The sequence below is a fragment of the Shewanella sp. 10N.7 genome (assembly GCF_020806285.1).
In the GTDB taxonomy this organism is placed as follows: Bacteria; Pseudomonadota; Gammaproteobacteria; order Enterobacterales; family Shewanellaceae; genus Shewanella; species Shewanella electrodiphila.
This window is the reverse complement of the sequence record NZ_JAJGZS010000019.1, coordinates 45377-71644: the sequence shown is the minus strand read 5'-3', so window position 1 is coordinate 71644 and position 26268 is coordinate 45377. Positions and strand designations below refer to the sequence as shown.

Sequence of the window (26268 nt, the reverse complement as noted above, 5' to 3'; positions counted from 1 at the left end):
CTGAAAATAACCTTAAAAAATGTGATGTATCATCCATATTCATTTACTCATAATTTACATATCAATTATTGACAAGCTGATCGCAAATCTAACTCATTATCATTTTTAGCCCGTTAAGTTGATGTATTCTTGACTCATCTACTGACACTATTGAGAAACGTTACTGATATGAAAGTAAACATAACCCCTTTGTTCTTATCAATAATGACGATTACCGCTCTTTGCTCTTCCCATGCTAAAGCAGAAGATCTTGAGTTTGCTTTTAATGCGGGCTGGGATTCTAAGTATGTGTCAGAAGGTAGAAATAATTTAGACAGTGGTGGCATATATCAAGCTGGAGCGGCGGTGACATCTGGTGATTTAACCACTTATGCCACTATGGTCAGGGGTGACTCTGAACATTACATCGAATGGAATTTTGGTCTTGAGTACGCTTTACACCTACATGAAGATATTGAGACAGTAATAGGTTACCAACGTTTAGAGTTTTATGGTGATGAACGCAGCTCAGACAATGAAGTCTTTGCCGTCATAGCCTACACCGGTGTCGACTGGTTGATCCCATCAGTTGCGTATACCTATGCAACAGAAGCTGGAGGATATTTTGTCGAGGTCAGCTTACATAGCCCTTGCCAATTGACAGAGCAGTTCACAGTAACCCCATATATTACTCAGGGCTTTGATTTTCAATATGCGACTGAAGAACACAATGGTGCTAACCATTTCCAAATGGGCGTTGAAGCAAGTTATGAACTCTCAAGCAATATCGCCGTCAGTGCTCACTTTAGTCACTCCATTGCTATGGACGATATCAAAGAACAAGCAAAAGTTGAGGGCATTAGCGGTAGTTTAGATGAAAGTTACGCAGGCATTCATTTAACTTGGCGCTTTTAACTTCCATCACCCTCTCCCTCAAACTGGCATTAATACGCATCGCCTTCTAAGCTCAGTGAGCTAAGCCTGTTTGTTTTTACATTGCAAACAAGGCGCAAACTCACCAAGCAAAGGAATGCTTATGACATATTCAAAAGGATACTTGTGCCTCATTATCTGTGCTTTTTTCAGCTCAGCCACTCAAGCCAGTGACTTATCAACACTCACTAAAACTCAAACAGAATCTCAAACAGAATCTCAAACAGAAAGAATGCCCCAAAAATCACTTCCCATGGGCATGGTGCTCGACCATCAAGGCCAACCGATCTCACTGCCACCAGAACAAGGCTCGCTAAACTTTTCATCCACAGATATGCTTCGAGATGAATCAATTGCCCCTTATAATAAGCCCCAAATAACAGGTAAACCTGAACCAACAAAACTGAGCGCCAGCTCAGGAAAAACTGCTAATGACCCGAGTTGCCGCTGGCTTGGCAACCGCATAAAGCAGTTATCGAATCAACTCAAACACCATGATCAGGCGGCATACCTGCAAACTGAATTGTCACATCGTGAGACAGAATGGCAATGCATGGATTGTGAAGGCGAAGGTCCTTCACAAGGGCAACAAGCTGAATGTCAGTACCGCCGCTAATGATCACTCATCATTTAACACAGAGCTTTGCAGTCTTACTCACTGCAAAGTCATGATTGTTTGTATCTGTATTGTGACTCTGTCTTAAACTGAGTATCAGCAATTCGCTGCAATAAATTCCCCGACTTTACGGTCTTTGAAACTAGCTTGTGATTGCATTCCCCCCTACAATGGCTGCAATTAAATCATTCAAACTCAAATAAACACTTATTAAAGTCAGGCTGTAATTAATTGATAGCTTGGCAGAAGTAATAAATAGAGAGGGTTAACATGGCTCAACATTTTGACTATATCTGCCTAGGTGCAGGTAGTGGTGGTATCGCTTCAGGTAATCGCGCGGCTATGCGTGGCGCAAAAGTATTGGTTATTGAAGCTAAGCACGTTGGCGGCACTTGCGTAAACGTGGGCTGTGTACCGAAAAAAGTCATGTGGTATGGCGCTCATGTAGCCGAAGCAATGCATTTATTTGCTAAAGATTATGGTTTTGACGTCACCGTTAATAACTTTAACTGGAATACCTTAGTCGATAACCGTGAAGCTTATATCAGCCGCATCCATGATGCGTACGGCCGTGGTTTTGCAAGTAACAACGTCACTCTACTGAACGGTTACGGTAAATTCGTCAATAGCAATACTATTGAAGTCGATGGCGAGCATTACACTGCCGATCATATTCTTATTGCCACAGGCGGCGCGCCAACGATCCCAAATATTCCAGGCGCAGAGTACGGTATCGATTCTGACGGTTTCTTCGCGCTACGCGAACAACCTAAACGTGTCGCTGTAGTTGGTGCAGGTTACATTGCTGTAGAGCTTGCTGGTGTATTGCATGCCCTAGGCAGCGAAACGCATTTGTTAGTCCGTAAGCATGCTCCACTTCGTAATTTTGACCCAATTTTAACTGACACTTTAGTTGAAGCCATGGAAATCAATGGCCCAACGCTGCACACTCACAGCATTCCAAAAGCAGTAGTGAAAAATGCAGACGACAGCTTAACCCTTGAGCTTGAAAACGGTGAAAGTCTCACTGTCGATACGCTGATTTGGGCAATTGGCCGTTCACCTTCAACGGGTAATATCGGCCTAGAAAACACCGACGTTAAGCTTAACGCTAAAGATTATGTTGTCACTGATGAGCAGCAAAATACCACCGCAAAAGGCATTTACTGTGTTGGCGACATTATGGAAGGCGGCGTAGAGCTGACCCCTGTTGCGGTTAAAGCAGGCCGTTTACTGTCAGAGCGCTTATTTGGCAATATGCCAAACGCTAAAATGGATTACAGCGTAATCCCAACAGTCGTATTCAGTCACCCACCAATTGGCACTATGGGCTTAACTGAACCAGAGGCGGCTGAACAGTTCGGCGAAGATAACATTAAAGTGTACACATCAGGGTTCACTTCAATGTACACCGCGATTACCGCACACCGTGAAGCGTGCAAAATGAAGTTAATCTGCGCTGGCGAAGATGAAGTGGTTGTCGGTATTCATGGTATTGGTTTTGGCATGGATGAAATCCTCCAAGGCTTTGGTGTTGCGATGAAGATGGGTGCAACAAAAGCTGACTTTGATGCTGTTGTCGCGATTCACCCGACCGGCGCTGAAGAATTTGTGACCATGCGTTAAAGATTGAGATAAATATTGAGATAATGAGTGCGATAATGAGTGCGATAGCACTTCAACCTCATTCTTCATCTTGAATAAAAAAGCCGCTTAATAGCGGCTTTTTTGTGGCTTAATTTCAGCAAATTAATCCTAATTAGCTTTGCGAGTTTAGTCTTGCTTGAATCGCAAGTTTTACTTCTTCTTGTTCAAGTAACAGCTCCTGTTCTTCCTTTTCTCTCATCAAAACATCAAAGGCGACACGAGCCTGCTGTGCAAGTTCAGATGCTGCAAGTTTTGCCTCTTTTGCTTTTAAAGCATCTACATTAAGCTGCTGCAAGTTAGCAATAATATCATCTGGTGCATCTCCTAAATCGACACTAGATTCACCGCGAGATAATGCCTCTTTTCGTAATTGTTTTTTCAACATCCAAATGGCTTCATTAGCTTCACGCTCTGAGTTAGCCGCTTCAATAGCATTGTCCCGTAAGAGTTCAAAACGAGCCAAAGCTTGGCCTTCTTTGCTCCATGGATCAACATCAGGCAGATCAGAAATATTAATCACAGGGTCAACATAGTCATCTTGATGACTCAAATCTAACGAAGCCGCTTTAACACCAGAAATCATCAGCATGACTGCAATCACTAGCAAGGGTAAACCACCAACAATCGCAGCAGTTTGTAACGTGGCTAAACCGCCCATAAACATCAATGCCGATGGCATGAGGGATAACGTAAAAGCCCAGAAAAGGCGGTTCCAGCGTAGAGGATCGTCGGTTACGTTGGTTTGCACGACAGACGCCAAAATATAGGAAATAGAGTCAAATGTAGTGGCAGTGAAAATGATACACAGTAGAGTAAACACCGTTATAACCAGCGTACTAAAAGGCAATTGCTCTAAAATAGCAAAAATTGCTCGGGTAGCCCCGTCAGTATTGAGGATTGACACCACATCCAATTGACCAGATAACTGCAATGATAAACCATAGTTACCCAGAATAATGAAGTACATTGAGCAACCAAGCGAACCAAAGAACACCGCACCAGAAATCATCTGTTTAATGGTTCTTCCACGAGAAATTCGCGCAACAAACAGCCCCATACTAGGTGCAAAAACCAACCACCAAGCCCAGTAAAAAATAGTCCAATCCTGTGGGAAGTGAGTATTTTCAAATGTCCCTAGGCCGCCAAAAGGCTCTGCCCACGTGGCCATCACAAAGAAGTTTGATAGCATTCGACCAATGGAGTCTAAGCCAGTTTCTAGCATGAAAATGGTTGGACCACACACCAGCACAAATAGTAATAACCCTAATGCACCCCAGAAATTAATATTACTAAGAATTTTAATCCCTTTATCCATGCCCATATAAGCTGAATAGGCAAAAATAGCAGTACACAGCATCAACACACCAATTTGGCTACCTGTCGTAGTAGGGATGCCAAATAAGTAGCTAATACCTTCATTGATCAATGGCGCAGCTAAACCAAGTGTCGTTGCCGCACCTCCTAACAGACCAAAGATAAACAGAATATCGATAAACTTTCCCACTTTACCAAAACTGTGGGCTTCGCCAATCACTGGCATTAGTGCAGCAGAGACTTTCAACACCGGCTGTTTGCGCACATAGAAAAAGTAAGCAATGGGAATGGCTGGGATCATATAAATACACCATGCAATCGGCCCCCAATGGAATAAACCGTAAGTCGCTGCCCAGCGTATGGCTTCTTCACTGCCAGGCTCTAATTGAAATGGTGGGTTTTGATAGTAATAAGCCCATTCAATGGTGCCCCAAAATAAAATACTTGCACCAATGCCGCCGCAAAAAAGCATTGCAGCCCAAGAGGCTAAACCAAATTCTGGCGATTCATCTGGATCGCCTAGTTTAATCTGACCAATATCAGAAAAAACGATATAGATCATAAAGAAAAATGCCGCTAACCCCAGAGCAAGGTAAGCAAAGCCTAACTTATCTGTCATGAAGGTTTTAGCCACTGCAATCCATTGTGCTCCCTCTACAGGGAATATCATCAAGGGGATCACAACTGAAAAAAGTAATATTAACGCACCAAAAAAGGTCGGTTTATCGATAAGCTCGAAGTGTTTGTTCATTTTCATTGTCCGAAACAATTAAAAACTCATTTGAGAGAGTCCACACCACACGTGCTTCCCCATGCTGCGAGACAGCCAGGTAGGTTTACTTTTTGAAGAGTTGGAATACTGTGCGTGAACCGTTGGTAAAACGCCAGGTTGTCTAATGCTTATGACATTAACGGCAATACAGGCACGCTAAAATAATGTTAATTTAGTAAACTGTCGACAAAATTTTGTTACAAACTTATCCGAGATGTGAGCGAGTTCAAACAGCGAACATTTTTTATTGAAGCCAAAAGTAACCCTGCTTAAGCAGTATGAAGTGAACCACGCCTATCGAGCAAAAATCTCCCCCCCTCTCAATCTTCTAACCTGATATCCACTCATCTAACAATTCAAAGCGCTCTCGAGATTTATGACAAGTTATCTACTTATTTCTACATCTACGAATTGTTATTAGTTTGTAGTAAAATAGTATTCGAGGACGACCTCAATTTACTTATACCTCCTACATAAGGGATGTATGCCAGTAGATATTCATCCGGGGACGGCCCCATCTGACTTATTTTCCAGATAGGAGCCGACAATGTACAACCTCAGATTTATCGCAGTATGTTTTATCATCATCAGCCAGTTTATTTCTCCCACCTCCCATGCAAATGACAGCCATTTTGGTTTGCACGGCATGACCTTATTCGGTGGCGATGATGGCTTGTTTGCATCGCATTTGCCCATGTATCATCAACCTCATAATGTACAAATGGTCATGCAATTTCACTTTAGTGATGCCGCAACCGACAAAGCGGTCAAACAGCAGCTAGCGCAACAATCAACCCAGTCTGAACAACTTTGGACGATTGTCCCTAAGCCCTTTGACTTAATGCGCTTACATCCCAACAGCGATAACCCTCTCACCCATTTACAAATAGAGGTTGTAGAGGGACATTTTGAGCGAGGTGGAACATCACGCTTCTCATCGCAGAAGATTATTATTGATAAAGTGATCATCTTTACTGAGCTCAGTATGCAAACCGCCCAAGAGAAGACCAACATTGCTCAATACTTAATGATTGCAGCCTCTAACCAAAGCCAGAATCAGTTTTTAATTAAATTACTTGAAAACAGGCCTGAAGCCGACCACCTTTTACGGGTATTAAACCCAGACCGACCAATGACTTATCAAGTGAATCCTGCATTTACTGAGCAACTTACAACTGAAAAAAAAGCTGGGCCATTCACGGCTCCGATAACCCTAGAATTATCAAATTCATTGCACGCATCAAAGGTTGAATTAGCTGAGCACTTATCAATTTCGCCTGAACAGCTGATTGAGATTTACCTTGAAACAGGTGAATTGCAGTAGTGGAAATGACGATTAGGGAAAACATATGTCAAATTTAACCATAGCCATAATCCAACATCACCCAGCCGAAGGTGCTGGGAGAATTGCTGATTGGGCCAGCATTGAGGGGCACACTTTGGTGCACTTCATGGCGCCGAATAACTGCTTACCTAGATTAGATGAAATAGATGGATTAATCATATTAGGTGGGCCAATGGATGTGGTCGATAGTCCCTGTTGGATGCAAGCAGAGCTGGCACTTATCAACCAAGCTGTTCAGCGTAACATGCCTATTTTAGGAATTTGTTTAGGGGCCCAGTTATTAGCTTCAACATTGGGCGCAAGCTTAAGCCCTTTGAAAAAGCCAGAGTTAGGCTGGCAGCGAGTGATTTTTGATAATAACCAATTGATGCAGGTGCCTCAATGGCATTATCAAGGGTTTAATTTCACAGATGCTGCAGTAACAATTACAGCAAGTTCTTCCCTTTGGCCGCAGCAAATGTTCCATCATCAGCGGCAAGTGGGTGTGCAATTTCACCCTGAGTGGGATACAGCACAAATCGTGCAGCTACAACTCGCTTTTGGCGATGACTGTCCATTCAATAACAATGATGGGCAAATGTTATCAGCCCAACTACAGCTCGATACTTGGCTTAATAATTTGCTTAATCGTATGTTTACTTAACTGGTAGACCCTATGCTCGGCATAGGGTTTATTTACATAACACAGCAAACAAAGGGTTTTATTCACACTGCGCTTTGCCACTGGCATAGCAGCTTGGCTGACGTGGACACACTGCACCACGTGAACAAATCACCCTAGCGTCATTTTCGATACCACGTTCAATCCAATTAATATTGAGTATTTTAGCCACACTAGTGAGATCCGCCTTAATGGCTTTTGGAATCGCCACTAAGCCGCCATTTTCAACACAGGCTTGCTTTAAATCTTCGGTAATTTTAACCGCATCTTTGCCTTGTGCTTCAATGGCAGGGTTCAGATCAATCCCAGCACACAACACATGTGGGTTACCTGCGGAATCATCTACTTTTATCGATTCACAACAATAAATTCGCGGTTCATTACCCACATTCAAAATCGATATTTGCGCTGATGTGCCTGTTGAAGGCTCATTGATTTTTCTAAACACAGCCCAGTGATGACAAGGGTCTTCAACAATGCGCATATTACCCCAAGGTAGTGGAATACCATTACCACGATAAACGGCCTTAAGCTTTCCTGGCGCATAAGCATCAAAATAATGCCAATGCGGATAAGGCGAAACCACCGTCATCCGTCTCATGGCAACGGAGGCTGAAACTTGTAGCTGTTTATGGATATCAATCTCGTAACCGTGGCGGTCAAGGAGCTGTCTAAATGGCACCTTAGGGCACAACAATGCTCCTGCAAAAAAGCTAGATTCAAAATCACGCCAAGCGTGCAAAATATCTTGCGCATTTAGGGTATTTGATTGCATGGTGGCATCGTCATCAGCCTCAACACGTCGCCCTGAAGTCATGACACTTTTTAAGCCATCTTTATTGTGTAAAACACAATGACCAATATGCACTGCTAGGTCATATTTCAATCTTGGCGCATTAGATTTTAGGGCTTTATTAATAAAAATTGTCGCTGGCGGTTCAAAAAATGATGTCGTCAGCCGCGCAGAACTCGCCCCCGTTTCATCCAAGACTTCAGTAGGAATTTCATCAATCCACTTAATTTTTAGCCCCATACTTTTAGCTGTACTGAGCATTTCATCGGCGCTTAATGGCATTTGTTTCTTGCCGATATCTTCTGCGGCGCGTTCAAGATCAGGGAAGTGATTCTGATGATGCTCTTGATGAGCACGAATAAGTAACTGCGCAAATTGCCTTCCTGATGTGCCGGTTTGTGACAACATTTCAGGGATCGCAATCTGTAGAATATCATTTGAAAATAAGAAGCTGGGCTCAAGTGGCATGCCACTTATACCACCACGGCGACCTTTTTCTGGCGTAATGGATTGCTCTTCAGGCATGTCGTCTAAGAACCAATCCACCTCTTTTTGAAACACTGTCGCAATCACAGCCAACATCCCGGCACTGGGCACACGCTTACCTCGCTCTATCATCGACAGATACGATACCGAAGGCGCAGAACTGGAATCGACACGAATACACCTGGCCGATAAATCTTCCATGGTCAGGTGATTACGTTTACGTAGATTTCGAATCTTGGTGCCAAGAAAATGTGACTTTCTCATTAAGCTTTGATCATTACGCATTTTGTAAAATTCACAGTGTAAAATTTTTATTGTGAAATTGTAGTGAAAAATACTCTAGACTACAAATTAAGCAATCGGGAAACAGTTTTTAAGATTTGCTTACTGAACTTACAACATGAATCAGAAATAAATAGAAGTAACACTGAGCTGAGTTAAACAACCAGTCAGTGTAATGACCCAAGCGAAGAGGATAAGGTTATGACTATGACAACAATGCACACCAACACAGCCGCTCACAACCTTAACAACTTCATTGAAGAACAATTTGTGGCGACCAGTACTAACGCAGATAAAATTAACAATGCGAAAGTATTTTTAGATGACAATTTTCCACTAACAGAAGGCTCACATGCCGATGTCAGTAGCTATGTTATTTACTACACGCATCTTTTAGCGTTTATGAAAGATGGTAGCCAATGTGGATTACAAAATCCTTGTCAATTTGTTGCGCTAACCGGTCATAAAAGTGATCCAACTTCTATCGTACTAAAAAATAACGATACCCATGTTGAAGTAAGTTTTGATCGAAATGGCGAGCTAGGTGCAAACGACCCTGCACACATTGAAGATATTCAAGTTGCATTGCCAATTAAAAACCTACCAACACCTTACAAGCAATGGGTAAGCATGTTGCACTCTCGTTGTTTACCAACTGAAGGAAATTGCAAAGTATTTACCGCTAAAGATGGTACCGATTACGCTATGCATCAGCGTTAGTAAGCGTTAGTAAGCGTTAGTAAACACTGTTATTAAGGCTGACATAATTGTCAGCCTTTTTGTTATCAACAATTCTACCGCCACCCTTCTTAGAGTTCCTCATCATTTATCGCACCAATAATTTGCTGTTCTTGCACTAAAACAGACGCGACCCTACATTTTAAAACAGTAAGCCACTGATTTTAAATAGGTTCAATCATGGTCTAACTCTTGCGACGTCTTATCTGTGTTTATCATCCCTATAGGAATATAAAATGAATAAAGAACAAGTCGTTGAAGCCATTGTATTAGCAAAACATGCACGTCAATTAAGTTGGCAAAATATTGCTGATGAATTAGGAATGGGCTGTGTTTGGGTCACATCAGCTTGTTTAGGGATGAACAGCATGCCAGAGAAAGTGGCAGAAAAACTGTGCCAGTTACTGGAGCTTCCTGCAGGATCACAAGCTGCACTTAAGGCCTATCCCACCAAAAAATGGCAACGTGATGTACCACAAGATCCGCTAGTGTATCGTTTATATGAAGTGGTTGGTGTTTACGGTGAAACGCTTAAAGAAGTCATCCAAGAACAGTTTGGCGATGGCATTATGAGCGCCATTGATTTTTCTATGGATGTTGAAAAGCAAACAGATCCGAAGGGCGACAGAGTGGTGATCACCATGAATGGTAAGTTTTTGCCTTATAAAGCTTGGTAATTATCGTTAAAAATGAATTAAGCTGAGCGGTTGAGTAAATACTATTAACTTTGAAATCTTGGGGTTAGCTTTTTACATTAAGTCATATTCAGCTTAATTCAGCAAAGCAATGACTAATCCTAGCCCCAACAACAAAGATAACCGCTGCCAAAATAAAATCGGGTCTTTATCAATAAAAGGCACGTTCTCTCGAGTCGCTTTAGGGTGTGGGTATTTGAGGTTATAAATAAACTCAGATACTTCTGCGGTGCGATTTGCGGGATCCACTGCCAGGGCTTTTTCAAGTGCATAATCAACCCAGTGAGGCACGACAGCATTTCGACTTCGTGCTGGAATATATCGCAAACTTTGTTGCGCTTTTAATGTTGTCGCCTTAGCAACATTCGCGTCATAGGGTAAATAACCAGTGAGCATCTGATAGGTAATCACCGCCAGTGAGAAAATATCACTGCGATTATCCCCTAACTCCCCAATAAAGTACTCTGGACCACTGTATTGTGCGGTGCCTAGCATGTGATCATCAACCCCTTGGGTTTCAATGATTCCAGCCACTGCCGCCGCACCAAAGTCGATAATTTTAATCACACCTGCAGTATCTATCATAATATTTTCAGGGCGTAGGTCTTGATGAACCATTTCTTGTCGGTGCAAAGCTTGTAAGCCTCGGGCAATTTGAATAACCAGATTTCTCACTGTGTCTAAGTCAGGTTGAGCGTGGTCATGGATCCACTGGGCCAAAGTACAGCCTTCAACATACTCTGTTACTGTATAAAGGTATTGTTTAGGCGATGTTGATACGAATGATTTTAATAAGTGAGTGTTAGATACTCTTTGTGCCACCCAATCTTCCATTAACAAGGTTTCTAAATGACCTTCATTGTGGCGCATTTCATCAGAAGGAACCTTAATGACCACCCGCTGGCCTGATGCTTTATCCTGAGCAAGGTAAACTCGACTGCGACTGCTAACATACAATTCACGCTGAATGGTAAAGCCTTCGAACTCTTGTTCGCTATGCAAAGCGGGCGGTAAAGGCAGTTGAGTCAACAATTGTTTAAACTCATTCACCTCATGGCTAGGCAACCCATCAACGCTGACAATTTGGATTGTCAGATTATCATCCCCCCCAGCAGCCAACGCTTGCGCCACCAAGTCTTGCGCAACTCGATCAAAATCAGCACCTTTTGCATCAATAGCTTTTTTATCAACAGGAGTTGTAACTGCACTAGCCCTTTTCTGCCCTCGTTCGACCTCTTGAATAATCGCATCAGCAATGACTTTAGCAGATAAAAACTCATGTACTCCGTCTGTCGTGAGCACAAAAATGTCGCCCTGTTTAACCGGATGAGCATGATAATCACAGCTTAACAATGGACTAATACCTAATGCTTGGCTCAGGTAACTTGTATCACCAACATAACGGCGATGATCCTTAGTCAATTGCTCTAATGACTGACCACTTAATTGATAAACACGTGAATCGCCACAGTGAAATAAATGCGCGGTATTAGATTTAAACACTAATGCGCTGAAGGTGCAGACATAACCTTTATTCGCATCATGGCGGTGCAGACCTTGTTGGCCTTGAGCAAACAACCAATGATTTAAGGCCTGTAAGACTTTATGTGCGGAGGTTTTAACCGACCAAGCGTCAGAGGTTGCATAGTAATCATTAAGAAAGTTACTAATCGCGGTTTCGCTAGCAATATCACTGACGTCACTGCTACTAATACCATCGGCAATTGCGACCACGGCACCTTTACTATTAAGCTGTGGGCTTTTCGGCTGTCGGCTGCCACAGCAATCTTGGTTAACAGGTTTAACCCCGCTAACGCTATGTTGGGCAATGGTCAGTTTGAGTGTTTTAGACATAGAAAATAAAAATGCTCTGCTACCGTAAGCTAAACCTGCTTAATGGCACAGAGCATTAATCATCAAAAGCTTATGCAAGCTTTTCCCGGCGTGCTTGTTCACGCTTACGTGCTGGGCTTTCTTTTACATGAGTAAGATAAAGCGGTAAACCAACTAACACAAATCCACCAACTAAATTACCAAGCGCGGTAGGGATTTCATTCCAAACAAGGTAATCCATTACAGTGAAGTCTCCGCCCATGATCATTGAGAATGGGAACAGGAACATGTTCACAATTGAGTGCTCAAACCCCATAAAGAAGAACAACATCACCGGCATCCACATCGCCATCATTTTGCCACTTGCTGAAGTTGAAATCATTGCACCAACAACCCCCATAGATACCATCCAGTTACATAACATGCCACGGATGAAAATGGTCATCCATCCAGCAAAGCCATGTTCCTGGTAACCTAAGGTTCGTGACTCACCAATACTACTGACTTTCGCAGCCAACACACCACCATCGGTGTTATATCCATAAGTCAAAATGAACGATGCAAAAAAGGCCACAGTAAGGGCGCCGGCAAAGTTACCCACAAAAACTAAACCCCAATTACGCAGCATTTGGTCGACAGTACAACCATTTCGTTTATCTAACACAGCTAATGGCACCAGAGTGAACACCCCAGTCAATAGATCAAACTTCATTAAATACAGCATAATAAAACCTACAGGGAACAAAATTGATCCCGTAAGTAAGCTGCCTGTCTTAACTATCACAGTTATGGCAAAAAATGCCGCCAGACCTAAAATTGCCCCCGCCATAAAGGCACGGACTAAAGTGTCCTTGGTTGACATGAAGATTTTCTGCTCACCTGAATCGACCATTTTTACGGCGAACTCTTTTGGTTCAATATACGACATAGCTACACACTCCTAGACTTAATTCTGATCATGTTTTGCCAGTTCTATGCCATTATTAAAAAACCAAAAGAAACAAGTTGTTAACATATTGTGATGCTATAAGTTATTTATCTAAAGCACTATAATAGTTCGTTATTTGTTCAGCTCGCCCTAAAATGGAACGTTACAATTTTCCCGCTGTATCTTGTATTTATTGTTCTTTTTTATCTATTAAGGCCTAAAAAACCGCGATTCTTGAGACACTTGATTTAACGGTTTTTGAGAGTCAATTTCAGCCGCTGAATTCACTTCAGTGATCAAGAAAGTGAGTTCATCACGTGCATTACCTGCTGTCATGCCAAGATTATCTCTCATTACACTGGTGACCGTTACTGGATATTCCAACTGTTCAGCCGCCTTAATCAATACCAAGGTTTCGGTTTCAATCTCAAATTCATAAGCAGACACGTTGTCATAAGCAATACTGATATTATAAAAAGCCGCTTGCTGAGTTTTATTACGTATTTTCAGTAAATAACTATTCTCTATCACTTCATTATCCGACTGACTATTGATCACGCGATACAGACTTTGGCGATCACGAATTACATTTAATTGAATATCAGTGCGACTATTCAAATCCATCACAATAAGCACCAACATCACTAATAGCGCACTCGCATAGCCCAGCGCTTTGACTGACCAGATAGACGGTTTCTGGCCTTTCTCAAGGGCATTTTCGCTGGTAAAGCTAATAAGGTTTGGCTGATAACCAAACTTTTCCATCGTTTGATTACATGCATCAACGCAAGCACCACAATTAATGCACTCATATTGCAGTCCATTACGGATATCAATACCAGTTGGACAAACATCGACACACAAATGACAATCAACGCAGTCACCTAAACCTTCAGGTTTAACGACTTTGTCGATGTCTGTTCCTCTTTTATTGCGCTTACGAGGACCACGATTTTCACCTCGAGCCGCGTCATAACTGACCGTTTTAGTGTTCGAGTCGAACATCACCGCCTGAAATCGTGAATAAGGGCAGCAATGCAAGCACATCATCTCTCGCATCCAACCCGCATTTAAGTAAGTACAGTGTGCAAAAAACCACACCCAGACTCCGGTCCAAAAACCACTGCTAAAAGTGAAAATATCAATATACAAGTCGCGTGCAGGCATGAAGTACCCCATAAAACCACAACCTGTCACTAATGCAATGAACGCCCAAGCAGTATGCTTTGACAACCTTTTGCCCACTTTAGATGCAGATAACGGCGCATTATCTAATGCAGTACGGTGATGATGATTACCTTCAATTTTCGCTTCAACCCACATAAACATAGCTGTCCAGGCAGTTTGCGGACATAAAAAACCGCACCAAACTCGGCCCCAATACACAGTGACAAAAAACAGCGCGAATGCCGCGGCCATGAACACCCAGGCCAACACAGTGAAATCTTGCGGCCACAAGGTAATATTAAAAAAGAAAAACTGCTGCTCGGTCACATCAAGCAAAATGGCCTGACGCCCGTTGAAATTGATGAAAGGGATAATGAAAAAAATGGCTATTAGCAAAGTATTAGTGTGCTGACGGATCTTTTGAAACACGCCTTGCTGTTCCCGCACATGAATTTTGCCTGAAGCGCTAACATTAACAACGGGAATACGCAGGGTGGAAGAAGTGGGTAACCGACTTGATACTGGCTCTGACGATACTGGATCTGACATTGTGTGGTTCCTAGTTTTCTCTTATTAGCTGTACGCTAAATAGCAAAACCTGCGCCAATCACAATAAAAACATAACCACCTGATTTTAATCACTATAAATAATATCTGCTACTTAACAAGTCACGACATATCACCAATTGGCGATATACCGTGACTCAATCGAACTTATATTTCTGTTTAACCAAATCATCTAGCGGCTAATGGATAACTTCTTCATTCTTGAACGTAAGGTACTTGGCGGCATATCAAGCACGGCAGCTGCGCCATGAGCCCCAGAAATTCGCCATTGAGTAGCCTCTAGCGTTTTGACAATATGTGCAGCTTCAGCTTGCGCCATAGTGAGGGATTGATTAGTCGATAAGTCAGTTTGTTGAGCAGAGTTAAGCGATAAGCTCTTAAAATCAAGCATTTGAGTTTGCGTCAGAATGATTTCGCGCTCAATTAGGTTTTGCAGTTCACGTACATTGCCAGGCCAAGCATATTGCTGAAGTTTCTTTAAACCTTGGGCGCTAACTTTAGTAATTTTCTTGCCAAGCTTCTGACTTAAAGAAGCGACTAGGTCGCTGACTAATGCAGGTAAATCTTCACGACGTTGTCGTAAGGGCGGCACGATAATAGGAAACACATTGAGTCGATAGTACAAATCCATTCTAAACAAACCTTGCTCTACTCGTGCTTGTAAATCGTGATGAGTTGCGGCGATTAGTCGAATGTTGACCTTAATCGTTTCGCTGCTACCAACTCGCTCAAAGGCCTGCTCTTGGATCACTCGCAATAGCTTTGACTGTGCTTCAAGGCTTAATTCGGCAATTTCATCGAGAAATAAGGTGCCATTATGGGCCAACTCAAATCGGCCTTTGCGTCTGCTAACTGCACCAGTAAAAGCGCCTTTTTCATGACCAAACAGTTCACTTTCTAATATCGATGCAGAAAAGGCCGCACAGTTCACGCTTACTAAAGGATGATCTTTTCGATGACTTAATTGATGAAGGCTTCGTGCCACCAGCTCTTTACCAGTGCCATTCTCGCCGCAAATCAACACGGTACTGTCGGTATTAGCCACTAGGTTGATTTGCTGAGTTAAATGGCTAATTGCTTGGCTGTTACCAGATAACCCCATCGCACCTTGCTTTCCTTGAAGCTCAGTAAGTAAATATTGATTTTCAGAGGCGAGTCGCTCCGACAGTGCCTGCACCTGTGCTAATGCCTCGCGCAGGGAGTCTTCGGTATGTTTTTGTATACTGACATCTCGAAATATCGCGATGACTCCAATCAATACACCGTTATCATAAACAGGGGTTGAACTATAATAAACGGGGAAGCTAGTGCCATCTTTACGCCAAAAAACATCCTCCGATACCTGACGAGCAACACCATCGTGCAAGGTTCGGTAAATGGGGCAATCATGCTGAGGATAAGGGCTACCATCAGCGTGACTATGGTGATGACAGTCATGAATATTTCTGCCAATTAATTCAGCACTTTCCCAGCCTGTCATTTGTTCTGCTGCTGGGTTAATAAATACGGCATTGCCATTGAGATCAAAGCCGTAAACACCTTCGGTTATCGCATTTAGCAATAAAGTGTTCTCAGGCAAAAAGTGAGGGGTAGCTAAGTTTGCTGACGTTGTCATCTCTAATACCATCTGTAAAACTCATCATTAGTGCGGTTATTATAATCAAGTCACGATATTTCGCGATTAAAATATCACTCAAGCGCCGCAACACGACAAAAGTTATTCTAGCTGATGGTTTTTCATCTTCTGTTATCGTTCAATGTCTTTCGAATTGCTACAATAGACCATCAACTTTTTGAGTGACTGTTCATGACTAGTGGTTTTTCTGCGCAATTCAAATTATGGCTATTTATTGCTGTAGGTTTGATATGTTTAACGCCAATTATCTCCTCTCCAATAGCCTTGCTAATGGGCTTTACTCTTGCCAGCTTAGGTATGGTGCCAGTCAGTATCGATTTAAATAAAGTCACCAAAAAGCTATTGGCTTATTCTATTGTTGGCTTAGGTTTTGGTATTAATTTACCTGAAGCAATTTCTGCAAGTAGCAATAACTTAGGCTTAATCGTTGGCTCTATTTTTTTCACCCTTATATTGGGTTTCGGGTTAACCCGATTAATGAAGTTGGAAGATAAAACTGGCCACTTGATTAGCTGTGGCACCGCGATTTGTGGTGGCAGCGCGATTGCCGCTGTCGCGCCTGCGATTAATGCTAAGAATGATCAAATTGCTGTATCGCTCGCCTGTATTTTTTTACTCAATTCAGCCGCATTGTTCCTCTTTCCAACCATTGGTCATGCATTATCATTGAGCCAGTATGACTTTGGGGTTTGGAGCGCGATTGCAATTCACGATACTTCTTCAGTTGTTGGCGCTGCGTCAGCTTATGGCGATGAAGCTTTAAAAACGGCAACCACGATTAAGCTAGCTCGCGCTTTGTGGATAATTCCAATCGCTTTACTCAGCGCCATCGCGTTTGGTGGTGATAAGTCAAAAATATCTATTCCGTACTTTATTGGTTTTTATTGTTTAGCTATTTTAACGGCTTATTTTATTCCCCAAGGCCAACCTGTCTATGACGTGCTTTTTAGCGTATCAAAGCAATTATTGATTGTGTGTTTATTCTTGATTGGTGCGGGTATCACAGTCAGTAAAATGCGCGCCAATGGACCTAAGCCTCTGTTGTTAGGCGTACTACTCTGGCTAGCAATTGGCAGTTCATCACTGGGTTATATTTTATGGATAAGATAGTGAAGGATAGTGAAGGATAGGAAAAACAGTAAAGCAGCACGAAATCTAGCAATGTGAATATTGCTGGGAGGTCGCTACTCTGCGTCCTGTGATGCTTGTGTCTGAATATAGGGCTTAGCTAACGCGAGCCCAATAAGCCCGCCAAAAGCTAATAGCTCTATCACTGCACGGGTTAGTCCTGTTGTTTGCACAGAAGCAACAATAGCAATAATGCACAAGCTGATAATCGCGATAGCTTTGTATATTTTTATTTTAGATTGGGGTTTTAACCCTGCTTTAAACAATGAAATCATCATTGCCTCGATTTAGGATACTCAAGGCAATTATCGGAAGAGTCTATTTAAGCCGCCAATACTGATTATTTCTAAGTTATGCTGAATTACACTGTAGTCATTTAAAGACAGGCTTATTGGATAATTTAAATAGTAACTTTTTCAATAAGTAATACAAAAATAATAGCTAAGCCGTCTCAGAATTTACGCCGTGTGGCTGTTAGCTAATTTATGAGACACATCTTCTGCTGGGTTGATAAATATACTCGTAACCATCCAATGACTGGCGATTGAAAAGACGCAATAAGCGCTGAAAAAATAAAAGCCAGGTTCAAATTGAGCAGTGGTCTTTAATAATTCCCCCATTCCCGCTGAAGCATTACCCGCCATATAAACAACAATCAAAGCAACAACAAATACATCTGCCATTGACCACTTGCCAATAGCACTAATCACCTTAATCACACTTTGCTGCTGACGAGTAAACCATGGTAAGCAGATAACCAGCATGAGAAGTAGCTTTATTGCAGGAAACACCATGCTAAATATGCCAACTAAAGCTGCGACAAGCACATTATTTGACTGATAAAGCTCATTGACAGTATCGACAATGCTGCGGGTTTTATAAAACACCTCGACTTCGCCTTCAATGGAATCAAACCCAAACATATTAATGGCCATCTCCATCATGCTGCGAGCACTACTTCGCGAACTTTCAGATAAACTGTCGGTAAACATATTGACCCCAGTTTCAACCAACTCAGCTTTTTCGATGCTGCCTTGAATGGTCAAAATAGGTTGTGTCACCCCAGGAATAAGCAACGCTAAAGAAAGTAGAATGACACTAATGCTAACCAAAGATTTCATTTTATCTCCGAAAATGGATTGAGAGTAAGTCAAAGGGAATATACAACAAGAAAGCTAAAAAGGGTGACGCTGGTGAATGGGAGCTATCAAAAAACACAGGTAAGTTATTAACTTCAAACGCTCTCATGAGTGTTCATTGAGCATTTGTATTTATTGTGAATTAATAAAATGGGCTAGGGTCGACTTCGAGCGAACGAGGAGATATACCCCGCTCAATATTTAAATCTGATTTACGTAAATCAACAAAGGTGACATCGGTATAACGTCGATGCTTTTGCGAATAAAAACACTTCACCACAGGGTTTAATGCATCACGTCCCTTTGATTCCCACACAATGCCAACTCTTTCATCAGACAATTGCACTAGTGAACCCACAGGGTAAATCCCGACGCAGCGGATGAACTCATAAACGAGTGTTTGATCGAGATGAAATGGGGTTAACTTCATTAAGATTTTAAACGCAGCCGCAGGACTCATTGCTTCTTTATAGCAACGAGTAGCTGTCAAGGCATCAAAGATATCAACAATACAGCTCATACGGCCATGTTGTGGTATTTCATCACCTTTAAGGCCATTGGGATAACCGTTACCATCTAGCTTTTCATGATGCATTAAGCAAACATCTTTACTCACTTGCGATAAACCCGTGGTTTCTTGCATGATATCTCTTGCGTACACCTGATGCATTTTGATTTCTTCAAACTCTTCATCAGTCAGTTTGCCTGGTTTGTGGAGGATCTTGTTATCCACTTGAATTTTACCAATATCATGCAAAATTCCTCCCACAGCCATTTCTTTCAATAATGCTTTATCGAGATTTAGATGCTTACCAAATGTCACCAGCAAAAATGCCACATTGACAGAATGCTCAAGTAAATAGGCATCTTTTGTTCTTAACGCTGAAACACACTTTAATGCATCGGCATCATCCATCACTGATTCAATCATTTTGTCTGCAATATCTTCAAAAGGCGCGACTTCAACCGCTTTACCTTCATAAGTTTCAGACAGCACTTTCCGCACGAGGTTTTTCGCCTCAGAGAGAATTTTCTTCGCTTGAGTTTGCTTAGTTTCGCGGGTAGCTACTGGTTTTCGTGCTAATTTAGCTGAATTGTTTTTCTTTAAGCCACAACTATCAGATGAACGCTCAACATCCACCCAAACAGCTTTGATACCTGCTTTATCCAGTTTCGCAATTGAGTCACGATGCTTAATTTGCCCCGCATTGCTAATGGCCACTTTGCTTTCTTTACGGTCAATCGCTACCACAAACATCCCTAAACCTAAGCGGCTTACTGGAATGCGAATGACATCTTTTGACTCATCAATCTGACTCATTAACGGGTAAATCTCCGAATACGGTAAAGAAGTAGTAGTGAATAATGCTAATACTTATGACTTAAAATGTTAAATATGTAAATTTAGTATCGTTATTTTATCCTGTCTCGACTAAATACTCCAAATAAAATGTACTAATCTTTAACAGTGTTCAAATTCAGACAGTTAGCGGGATTGATTATCATTATCGCCCATTTTTATAGATTATATTAGCAATTAAGATCACAGCAATTGCGGCTTAAGATTGACAGTTTTTGAACCCTTCATTAACTTAAGGCATAATTTACATAAACCCATATTACTCTTCCTCATTTCATCAATTTGAGTTATCAACTATTGGAGTCTTTGTTGCCTAGCCACATTTTTTCTGAGCAATTTAGCCAGTTAATCGACAAGCTAAACGCTATGAAGTTGGCTCACGCCAAAGAACACATAGTGCAGATTTCTGTGGAAGCAAAGTCAATTCCATTACTGTCTTGGTTAGGTGCTCAAACACAGTATCCACGAATTTATTGGCATGGGCGTGATAAACAGGAAGAAGTAGCCGCTATTGGCGCCTGTAAAGACTTCAAACAAGAACAAGAAATTGATGATGAATTACTGTCATCGATTTACCAATCACAACGCGGTAAAAGCAGTAATCAAGATATTCGCTATTATGGCGGCGTCGCGTTTGATCGCACAGTAGAATGCTGGCCTGATTTTGGGCGCACACGCTTTGTGCTGCCACGTATCGAACTTCGACGTCATGGCAATATTGTCAAACTCTTGGTCAATCTTAATTTTGAAGATACAGATCAACAAACTGAATGCGAAGCAGCGATTGAAGCCATTAAACAGTTAAAACCTGCAAAGCCATTATCTCCTCCTAACAAGTTACCGTTAATGGGCCGTAGCGACTTACCTAACTATCAACGTTGGAAAGAGCTGGTTGAACAGGTCACTCAACCAAAATTCAATCAAACCACACCTAAAGTAGTGCTGTCTCGTCAAACTCAACTTGAAATTAATGATGTTGTCGACCCTTGGATGGTGCTGGCATGTTGGCAAGGCAGAAACCCAAATAGTTTCCAATTTGGCTTTCAGTTCAGCCCAGACAGAACCTTTATATCATGCTCGCCTGAGCGCTTATATTTGCGTAGACAAAAAGAATTGTTTACTGAAGCATTAGCTGGGACGACTGTGCGTGGGCTCAATCAGGAAGAAGATGAATTTTTAGCTAAACAGCTTTTAGAAGACTCAAAAAACAGCCATGAAAACCAATTGGTTAGACAAGAGATTGTTGATGTACTCACCCCGCTGAGCAATTATGTTGGTGCTGATGAATCAGCAAAAATCTTTAAACTCACCCATATTCAGCATTTACATCGCTCAATTCGCGCAGAGTTAAAAGCAGGAGTAAATGACTTTCAATTACTTCAAGGCTTACACCCAACACCTGCGGTTGGCGGTTTACCAAAAGAATCGGCACTCAGTTTTATCCGCCAACGTGAAGGATATAATCGCGGTTGGTATGCTGGAGCCTGTGGTTATTTGAACAAATATGAAAGTGAGTTTTCGGTGGCTATTCGCAGCGCCTTAATCGAACCGGGACGAATTAACCTGTTTGCAGGTGCTGGTATTGTGGCAGGCTCAGATCCTCTTGCCGAATGGCAAGAGCTCGAAAATAAACTCACCACTATTTTATCCATATTGGTCGAGCTATAACGCTCTGCTAACTTAAGCCACTTAAATTTTAGCGACTTACACTTTAGCCACTTAACTAGTGCTTAGGTTTAGCTGACTAAACACCAAAAAACACAATTGATAGTTGCATCTTAATTTTTGCTCTCTATAATGCGTCCTCCTTGGCGTAGCTGACGATTTTTAATCCAATTTGGATAAAGAGCAAAACGTTCGCGATAATCAATCAAATAACACTGCCAACCTCATTCAAATACGGGTTCCCTCACCCCGTCTAACCCAATAAAAAGGCTACAACATGTTAAAACTAACGCAGGCGCAATGTCGTCGAGCACTGATGTTTCTTGTCAGTTTTCATATCATTATTATTTGTGCCAGTAACTACTTGGTACAACTACCTTTTCAAATATTTGGCTATCACACCACTTGGGGTGCTTTCAGCTTTCCGTTTGTATATTTAGCCACCGACTTAACGGTCAGAATATTTGGTCAAAAAGCAGCTCGGAGTATTATTTTTAAAGCTATGCTGCCAGCGCTTGTGATTTCCTATGTTATGGGGGTTATTTTCCATAATGGCGCTTTTCAAGGTACAGATTCATTAGCTCAATGGAACCAGTTTGTATTTCGTATCGCCTTCGCCAGCTTTGTCGCTTACTTAGTCGGTCAGTTAATGGATATCACTGTATTTGCCAAAATGCGTAAAGCAAAAGCATGGTGGATTGCCCCTGCGGCATCAACCTTATTTGGCAACCTCGTTGATACTATTGTCTTCTTCAGTGTGGCTTTCTATGCCTCTACAGATACCTTTATGGCTCAACACTGGCCTGAAATTGCCATGGTGGATTATGCATTTAAACTTATTGTCAGTTTAGGTTTGTTCCTGCCTGCTTACGGTGTATTGCTCAAAGTGCTCAGCGAAAAGCTGATTACTACCAGCGCAAACACTGAAGAGAATAACGGCGATAAACCAGCTATAAGCTAGCTATATCGGCACTATTTATCGCCTTCGTCTTGCTTAAGCTCAAAATGATTGGCGATAATTTGATCGATACTGCACTTTTTAATCACTACCACGACCCAACTGGTACGATGAGATATAATGCTTAGGTGTTTTTTACCGTTTAAATTATCCATGCTAGATAGTTCAGAAAAGTTCTACTGTAAGCATGATAAGCTTATCGGCCTTGCGGAAGATTAAATGTTAAATATCCAAATCGAAGCTCATACAGAGCTGACAGCTGAGCTAGCTGAAAAAATTGCCTTATTAACCGCTCAAATTAGTGAGCTAGATCGTACTCAAACGATTGAATCTATTGAGCAAAGACTGAGTAACAAGACCAGCTTAATTTTACTGACTTATGTTGAAGGTGAGCTGGCTGGTTTTAAATTGGGGTATCAAATTGAAGCGCATTGCTTCTACAGTTGGTTAGGTGGTGTAGTGGCTGATTTCAGAAATATTGGTCTAGCAAAATCTATGCTTGAATACCAAGAGAAATGGGCTGCAGCACAGGGGTTTAGTCGTCTAGAAGTGAAAACCCGTAATCAATATAAAGCGATGCTGAATATGTTAGTGGCGAATCAATATCAGATCACACAGGTTGAAAGCCACAGCAATATTGCTAAAAATAAATTACATTTACAAAAGTCGCTTTAAATCATTAATTTAACGACTTTTATGAAATGAAAAATGAAGAGTGTGTTCAATTACGGTGCTTTTTTATAACAAAATTGAAAAATATTGAGCAATTGACTTGCAAACGCAAATGATAATGATTACTATTTGGTTGCGTTCCAAAACTCAGTAATGTTAATAGCTTCATCTCCTATTAAATACGCTGAATTAGCACATCATTGCTCATACACTCTTTAAACGCCAGGCTCATCACCTGGCTTTTTTTCGCCTAAAATTTAGTGGTTTAAAAACCTCTACTCGTGCCTTGTAGTCAGCTTTTAATTTCCGATTATATCTTTCCTTATTATCGTTCAGTGAATAGCGCAGATTAAGCTCTTTCGTTAAACGCCCTCTCGTTATCTATTTCCCTAATCGACTTTCCATTAATGAGCATGCAAACACCCACATTTGATCCCCTTGGATACGACATATATACAATTGATGTAACAGTCTGTTTTTGAATGAAAAAACTAAAAATAAGATTAAAAATCAATACAGCAGGGACTAAAAAGGTTGTAAAGAGAATGTAAAGTAGGTAATTAATTTGAATAAATGATTGCAAACGATAATGAGAATGATTATTGTTTATGTGCGTTCCAAAGCTCAGTTAAGATAATAGCTTCATCTCCTATTACCCCTACTGAGTATGCAAGCACGACATTGCTCACACACTCTTTGTGGCCGGGTTCATCACCCGGCTTTTTTTTGCCTATAATTCGTGTTACGTCTTAGCTGTACCACATTTGTCACCTCACACTTGCCACATAGCATTTGTCGCATAAGATTAAATGACACCCATAAATTAGCCATTCGTGTCATCTACTGCACCAAAATGTAAGCCATCATAAGGATTATCCGCTTGCTCTTCTTTGGCTTTATTATAAATACCAATAGAGAAAACTGTGCCCTTTCCTAATGTCGATTTAACTTCAATGGTGCCGCCAATGCGCTTAATAATACCGTAGCTCAACGATAGGCCTAAACCTGTTCCATCCTTGCGGGTGGTGTAAAATGGATCGAAGATTCGACTTAAGCGCTCTGGTGCAATCCCCACACCTTCATCTTCTACTTCTACTTTTACGCCCACCACGCTTCCATTTTCTATCCAGTCATCAGCTCTAATCCAGATCTTGCCTTTACTCTCAATTGCATGAGCAGCATTGACCACTAAATTAATCAACACCTGAATAACCTGAGGGCGGTTAACTTGGACCTCTGCGGTTGTATTGACTTGCTGAATCAGTTCTACTTTTTGCTTTTCAATCGAATGTCGAACCAGAACTAACACTTCTTCAATCATTGACTGTACTTGATGCATCTCAAGTGGGGCATTAAATTCACCAGGACGGCTGTATTGCAACAAACTGCGAATAATCGTGCTTATTCTACCAACCTGTTGGATCACTAACTCAATTTCTTCTTCAACCACATTTGCATTGGGGCCAAGTTCGTATTTCATCAACTCCATGTTACCCAAGATCACTGCCGTCGGATTATTAATCTCATGGGCAATACCAGCAGTTAACTCACCTAATGCCGTCAGTTTTTCATTGGTGACTAACTGTTGGCGAGTTTCATTGAGTAAGGCCACATTGCGTTGTAACTCTTCAGTTTTGTCTTGCAAGCTGCGAGTTCGTTCTTCTACTTTGACTTCAAGCTGCTCAGCAGCAGACTGTATCTGTAAGTTACGGCGCTGCAGTAAATCCAACATATGATCAAATTGTTCAGCTAGATTAGAAAGTTCATTATCCCTATCTAATCCAAGCTCACCAATCCGCAAATCTCGGCCTGATTGCACCGCTTTTACCACATGGTGAATACGTTCGATGGGTTCAAGTAAGCTGTTTGCCCCTCGATACACCAGAAAGCCAGACACCAAGAGCACTAACATTAATATGGTGCCCAGTTCGATGATGTTTAAGATATAGGTGTGAATGAATGGCGCTTCAGAAAAGCCGGTGTAAATCATACCTATTCGTTTTCCACGCACATCTTCTAACGGTGAGTAACCTGAAATAAACCAATCATTTAATACGAAAGCACGATCAACCCATGGCGTGCCGTCAACCAACACCTTTTGACGAACTTCTTCGGATACTAATGTGCCTAACGCCCGTGATTGGAGATCTTTATTCGGAGAGAACATGTCCATAGGCACATTGGTGCTAATCCGTGCATTATCTAAAAAGATAGTCACGGTACCTATTGAGCGCTCAGGTAATGTACCTTTGTCGTAAACAAGATCCCGAATGTGGTCGACAATAACCGTATCTCGATTGAACAATGTTGCCCCATCCAAATACCAGCTTACTTGACCTGATTCATCAGCAATCGGCAGCAGTGTCCGGCTTAACATGCCCCGAGTTTCAGCAATCTTTGTAGGCTCTTCTGCACGCATAGTTGCAGACAATGGCACCCTTGCGAGTTTAGCTAAACTCGGATCTAACCTGTCTAATCGTTTAGCAGATAACACCATTAAACCTGATAAGGCTTTGTTTTCAACTCTAGGCAACATCTGACGTAAATCTGGATCGGCATTAGCTTCTTCGAGCCTGATTAATCGTAAGACATCTAACTGAAGAATATCTTTTTGCTGTTTGAGGTAACGATTGAGCGCGGCTAACTCACTTTGATTCCCTTTATCGACTTCTAGGAATGCATTTTGAAAATCCCAAGACTTACTAACATTAAGTAGTTGAATCTCTTGTTGCTTTTGAACCTGTTCTAAGGTGTTGGTTGCCACAGTTAAATCAGCTTTTACTTTCATAAACAGCTGCTTGCCTGTGTAGCTGATATTCCAGTAAATAGTGATGAAAACTAAACTGATCAAGGTGAGTAAAATCGGTAACAGAGTTAATATCAGGATGCGATAACGCACCTTGGCCTGCATTTGCTGCCAACTGACTCCAAAAAACTGACTAAAAACAGACACG

General features: G+C 41.6%; 22 protein-coding genes. 11 read left to right on the top strand and 11 right to left on the bottom strand.

Going from position 1 to position 26268, the window contains the following annotated elements; translation table 11 throughout:
- The first annotated feature begins 168 nt into the window (after nucleotides 1-168).
- The 3 genes from LMH66_RS13180 (at nucleotide 169) to gorA (ending at nucleotide 3154) form a co-directional block, all read left to right on the top strand.
- A complete protein-coding gene (locus LMH66_RS13180) occupies nucleotides 169-894 on the top strand; it encodes a hypothetical protein (protein WP_229370563.1) in 726 nt (241 codons plus the stop codon).
- 121 nt (nucleotides 895-1015) lie between these two features.
- Entirely contained in the window at nucleotides 1016-1528 is a 513-nt protein-coding gene (locus tag LMH66_RS13175; RefSeq protein WP_229370562.1) for a hypothetical protein, read from the top strand.
- Between the two features lie 270 nt (nucleotides 1529-1798).
- On the top strand, nucleotides 1799-3154 hold the full coding sequence (gene gorA, locus LMH66_RS13170) for a glutathione-disulfide reductase (protein WP_229370561.1): 1356 nt from the start codon (nucleotides 1799-1801) through the stop codon (nucleotides 3152-3154).
- Between the two features lie 133 nt (nucleotides 3155-3287).
- On the opposite strand, the gene LMH66_RS13165 is transcribed toward gorA, so the two are convergent.
- On the bottom strand, nucleotides 3288-5240 hold the full coding sequence (locus LMH66_RS13165; protein WP_229370560.1) for a BCCT family transporter: 1953 nt from the start codon (nucleotides 5238-5240) through the stop codon (nucleotides 3288-3290).
- A 568-nt stretch (nucleotides 5241-5808) separates the two neighbouring features.
- Here LMH66_RS13165 and LMH66_RS13160 point away from each other — a divergent pair.
- Together LMH66_RS13160 and LMH66_RS13155 are read left to right on the top strand one after the other, a co-directional pair.
- Complete coding sequence (locus LMH66_RS13160; protein ID WP_229370559.1) at nucleotides 5809-6585, top strand: hypothetical protein; 777 nt, start codon at nucleotides 5809-5811, stop codon at nucleotides 6583-6585.
- Nucleotides 6586-6610: 25 nt separating this feature from the next.
- Complete coding sequence (locus LMH66_RS13155) at nucleotides 6611-7249, top strand: type 1 glutamine amidotransferase (protein ID WP_229370558.1); 639 nt, start codon at nucleotides 6611-6613, stop codon at nucleotides 7247-7249.
- Between the two features lie 58 nt (nucleotides 7250-7307).
- Here the strand turns inward: LMH66_RS13155 and LMH66_RS13150 are convergent, their stop codons facing one another.
- Entirely contained in the window at nucleotides 7308-8831 is a 1524-nt protein-coding gene (locus tag LMH66_RS13150; RefSeq protein WP_229370557.1) for a DUF3612 domain-containing protein, read from the bottom strand.
- A 198-nt stretch (nucleotides 8832-9029) separates the two neighbouring features.
- Here LMH66_RS13150 and LMH66_RS13145 point away from each other — a divergent pair, with 198 nt between their 5' ends.
- Together LMH66_RS13145 and cynS are read left to right on the top strand one after the other, a co-directional pair.
- Entirely contained in the window at nucleotides 9030-9548 is a 519-nt protein-coding gene (locus tag LMH66_RS13145) for a malate synthase (protein WP_102526999.1), read from the top strand.
- A 254-nt stretch (nucleotides 9549-9802) separates the two neighbouring features.
- The gene (gene cynS, locus LMH66_RS13140) at nucleotides 9803-10243 is read left to right on the top strand and encodes a cyanase (protein ID WP_102527000.1); all 441 of its coding nucleotides are present in this window, start codon (nucleotides 9803-9805) and stop codon (nucleotides 10241-10243) included.
- A 93-nt stretch (nucleotides 10244-10336) separates the two neighbouring features.
- Here the strand turns inward: cynS and LMH66_RS13135 are convergent, their stop codons facing one another.
- The 4 genes from LMH66_RS13135 to LMH66_RS13120 all read right to left on the bottom strand — a co-directional run bounded on the left by LMH66_RS13135 (nucleotide 10337) and on the right by LMH66_RS13120 (nucleotide 16371).
- Complete coding sequence (locus LMH66_RS13135) at nucleotides 10337-12115, bottom strand: bifunctional protein-serine/threonine kinase/phosphatase (protein WP_229370556.1); 1779 nt, start codon at nucleotides 12113-12115, stop codon at nucleotides 10337-10339.
- A gap of 70 nt (nucleotides 12116-12185) precedes the next feature.
- Nucleotides 12186-13022, bottom strand: a complete 837-nt coding sequence (locus tag LMH66_RS13130) for a formate/nitrite transporter family protein (RefSeq protein ID WP_102527002.1) — start codon at nucleotides 13020-13022, stop codon at nucleotides 12186-12188.
- Between the two features lie 210 nt (nucleotides 13023-13232).
- Nucleotides 13233-14738, bottom strand: a complete 1506-nt coding sequence (ccoG, locus tag LMH66_RS13125; RefSeq protein ID WP_229370555.1) for a cytochrome c oxidase accessory protein CcoG — start codon at nucleotides 14736-14738, stop codon at nucleotides 13233-13235.
- Between the two features lie 190 nt (nucleotides 14739-14928).
- A complete protein-coding gene (locus tag LMH66_RS13120; protein ID WP_229370554.1) occupies nucleotides 14929-16371 on the bottom strand; it encodes a sigma-54 interaction domain-containing protein in 1443 nt (480 codons plus the stop codon).
- A gap of 192 nt (nucleotides 16372-16563) precedes the next feature.
- Here LMH66_RS13120 and LMH66_RS13115 point away from each other — a divergent pair, with 192 nt between their 5' ends.
- A complete protein-coding gene (locus tag LMH66_RS13115) occupies nucleotides 16564-17502 on the top strand; it encodes a YeiH family protein (protein WP_102527005.1) in 939 nt (312 codons plus the stop codon).
- Nucleotides 17503-17576: 74 nt separating this feature from the next.
- Here LMH66_RS13115 and LMH66_RS13110 read toward each other — a convergent pair whose 3' ends face one another.
- The 3 genes from LMH66_RS13110 to LMH66_RS13100 form a co-directional block, all read right to left on the bottom strand.
- Nucleotides 17577-17795, bottom strand: a complete 219-nt coding sequence (locus LMH66_RS13110; protein WP_102527006.1) for a hypothetical protein — start codon at nucleotides 17793-17795, stop codon at nucleotides 17577-17579.
- A gap of 183 nt (nucleotides 17796-17978) precedes the next feature.
- The gene (locus tag LMH66_RS13105) at nucleotides 17979-18641 is read right to left on the bottom strand and encodes a paraquat-inducible protein A (RefSeq protein WP_229370553.1); all 663 of its coding nucleotides are present in this window, start codon (nucleotides 18639-18641) and stop codon (nucleotides 17979-17981) included.
- A gap of 160 nt (nucleotides 18642-18801) precedes the next feature.
- Complete coding sequence (locus LMH66_RS13100; protein WP_102527008.1) at nucleotides 18802-19980, bottom strand: HD-GYP domain-containing protein; 1179 nt, start codon at nucleotides 19978-19980, stop codon at nucleotides 18802-18804.
- Between the two features lie 348 nt (nucleotides 19981-20328).
- Here LMH66_RS13100 and LMH66_RS13095 point away from each other — a divergent pair, with 348 nt between their 5' ends.
- Entirely contained in the window at nucleotides 20329-21687 is a 1359-nt protein-coding gene (locus LMH66_RS13095; RefSeq protein WP_420709421.1) for an isochorismate synthase, read from the top strand.
- Nucleotides 21688-21961: 274 nt separating this feature from the next.
- Nucleotides 21962-22645: a 7-cyano-7-deazaguanine/7-aminomethyl-7-deazaguanine transporter gene (locus LMH66_RS13090; RefSeq protein ID WP_229370551.1), complete on the top strand. Its 684-nt coding sequence runs from the start codon at nucleotides 21962-21964 to the stop codon at nucleotides 22643-22645.
- 11 nt (nucleotides 22646-22656) lie between these two features.
- On the opposite strand, the gene LMH66_RS13085 is transcribed toward LMH66_RS13090, so the two are convergent.
- Nucleotides 22657-22797, bottom strand: a complete 141-nt coding sequence (locus LMH66_RS13085) for a hypothetical protein (RefSeq protein WP_229370550.1) — start codon at nucleotides 22795-22797, stop codon at nucleotides 22657-22659.
- A 64-nt stretch (nucleotides 22798-22861) separates the two neighbouring features.
- Here LMH66_RS13085 and LMH66_RS13080 point away from each other — a divergent pair, with 64 nt between their 5' ends.
- Entirely contained in the window at nucleotides 22862-23317 is a 456-nt protein-coding gene (locus tag LMH66_RS13080) for a GNAT family N-acetyltransferase (protein WP_229370549.1), read from the top strand.
- 820 nt (nucleotides 23318-24137) lie between these two features.
- On the opposite strand, the gene LMH66_RS13075 is transcribed toward LMH66_RS13080, so the two are convergent.
- Nucleotides 24138-26267, bottom strand: a complete 2130-nt coding sequence (locus LMH66_RS13075) for a sensor histidine kinase (protein ID WP_229370548.1) — start codon at nucleotides 26265-26267, stop codon at nucleotides 24138-24140.
- Nucleotide 26268 lies beyond the last annotated feature (1 nt).

Bases quoted from the DNA above. Each gene is read 5' to 3' on its own strand.
- LMH66_RS13100 (WP_102527008.1), bottom strand. From the start codon at position 19,980: ATGAGTCAGATTGATGAGTCAAAAGATGTCATTCGCATTCCAGTAAGC.
- LMH66_RS13180 (WP_229370563.1), top strand. From the start codon at position 169: ATGAAAGTAAACATAACCCCTTTGTTCTTATCAATAATGACGATTACC.
- LMH66_RS13150 (WP_229370557.1), bottom strand. From the start codon at position 8,831: ATGCGTAATGATCAAAGCTTAATGAGAAAGTCACATTTTCTTGGCACC.
- LMH66_RS13145 (WP_102526999.1), top strand. From the start codon at position 9,030: ATGACTATGACAACAATGCACACCAACACAGCCGCTCACAACCTTAAC.
- LMH66_RS13135 (WP_229370556.1), bottom strand. From the start codon at position 12,115: ATGTCTAAAACACTCAAACTGACCATTGCCCAACATAGCGTTAGCGGG.
- LMH66_RS13160 (WP_229370559.1), top strand. From the start codon at position 5,809: ATGTACAACCTCAGATTTATCGCAGTATGTTTTATCATCATCAGCCAG.
- LMH66_RS13130 (WP_102527002.1), bottom strand. From the start codon at position 13,022: ATGTCGTATATTGAACCAAAAGAGTTCGCCGTAAAAATGGTCGATTCA.
- LMH66_RS13085 (WP_229370550.1), bottom strand. From the start codon at position 22,797: ATGGATAATTTAAACGGTAAAAAACACCTAAGCATTATATCTCATCGT.
- LMH66_RS13080 (WP_229370549.1), top strand. From the start codon at position 22,862: ATGTTAAATATCCAAATCGAAGCTCATACAGAGCTGACAGCTGAGCTA.
- LMH66_RS13110 (WP_102527006.1), bottom strand. From the start codon at position 17,795: ATGATTTCATTGTTTAAAGCAGGGTTAAAACCCCAATCTAAAATAAAA.
- LMH66_RS13165 (WP_229370560.1), bottom strand. From the start codon at position 5,240: ATGAACAAACACTTCGAGCTTATCGATAAACCGACCTTTTTTGGTGCG.
- ccoG (WP_229370555.1), bottom strand. From the start codon at position 14,738: ATGTCAGATCCAGTATCGTCAGAGCCAGTATCAAGTCGGTTACCCACT.
- LMH66_RS13155 (WP_229370558.1), top strand. From the start codon at position 6,611: ATGTCAAATTTAACCATAGCCATAATCCAACATCACCCAGCCGAAGGT.
- LMH66_RS13120 (WP_229370554.1), bottom strand. From the start codon at position 16,371: ATGACAACGTCAGCAAACTTAGCTACCCCTCACTTTTTGCCTGAGAAC.
- gorA (WP_229370561.1), top strand. From the start codon at position 1,799: ATGGCTCAACATTTTGACTATATCTGCCTAGGTGCAGGTAGTGGTGGT.
- cynS (WP_102527000.1), top strand. From the start codon at position 9,803: ATGAATAAAGAACAAGTCGTTGAAGCCATTGTATTAGCAAAACATGCA.
- LMH66_RS13090 (WP_229370551.1), top strand. From the start codon at position 21,962: ATGTTAAAACTAACGCAGGCGCAATGTCGTCGAGCACTGATGTTTCTT.
- LMH66_RS13115 (WP_102527005.1), top strand. From the start codon at position 16,564: ATGACTAGTGGTTTTTCTGCGCAATTCAAATTATGGCTATTTATTGCT.
- LMH66_RS13175 (WP_229370562.1), top strand. From the start codon at position 1,016: ATGACATATTCAAAAGGATACTTGTGCCTCATTATCTGTGCTTTTTTC.
- LMH66_RS13105 (WP_229370553.1), bottom strand. From the start codon at position 18,641: ATGAAATCTTTGGTTAGCATTAGTGTCATTCTACTTTCTTTAGCGTTG.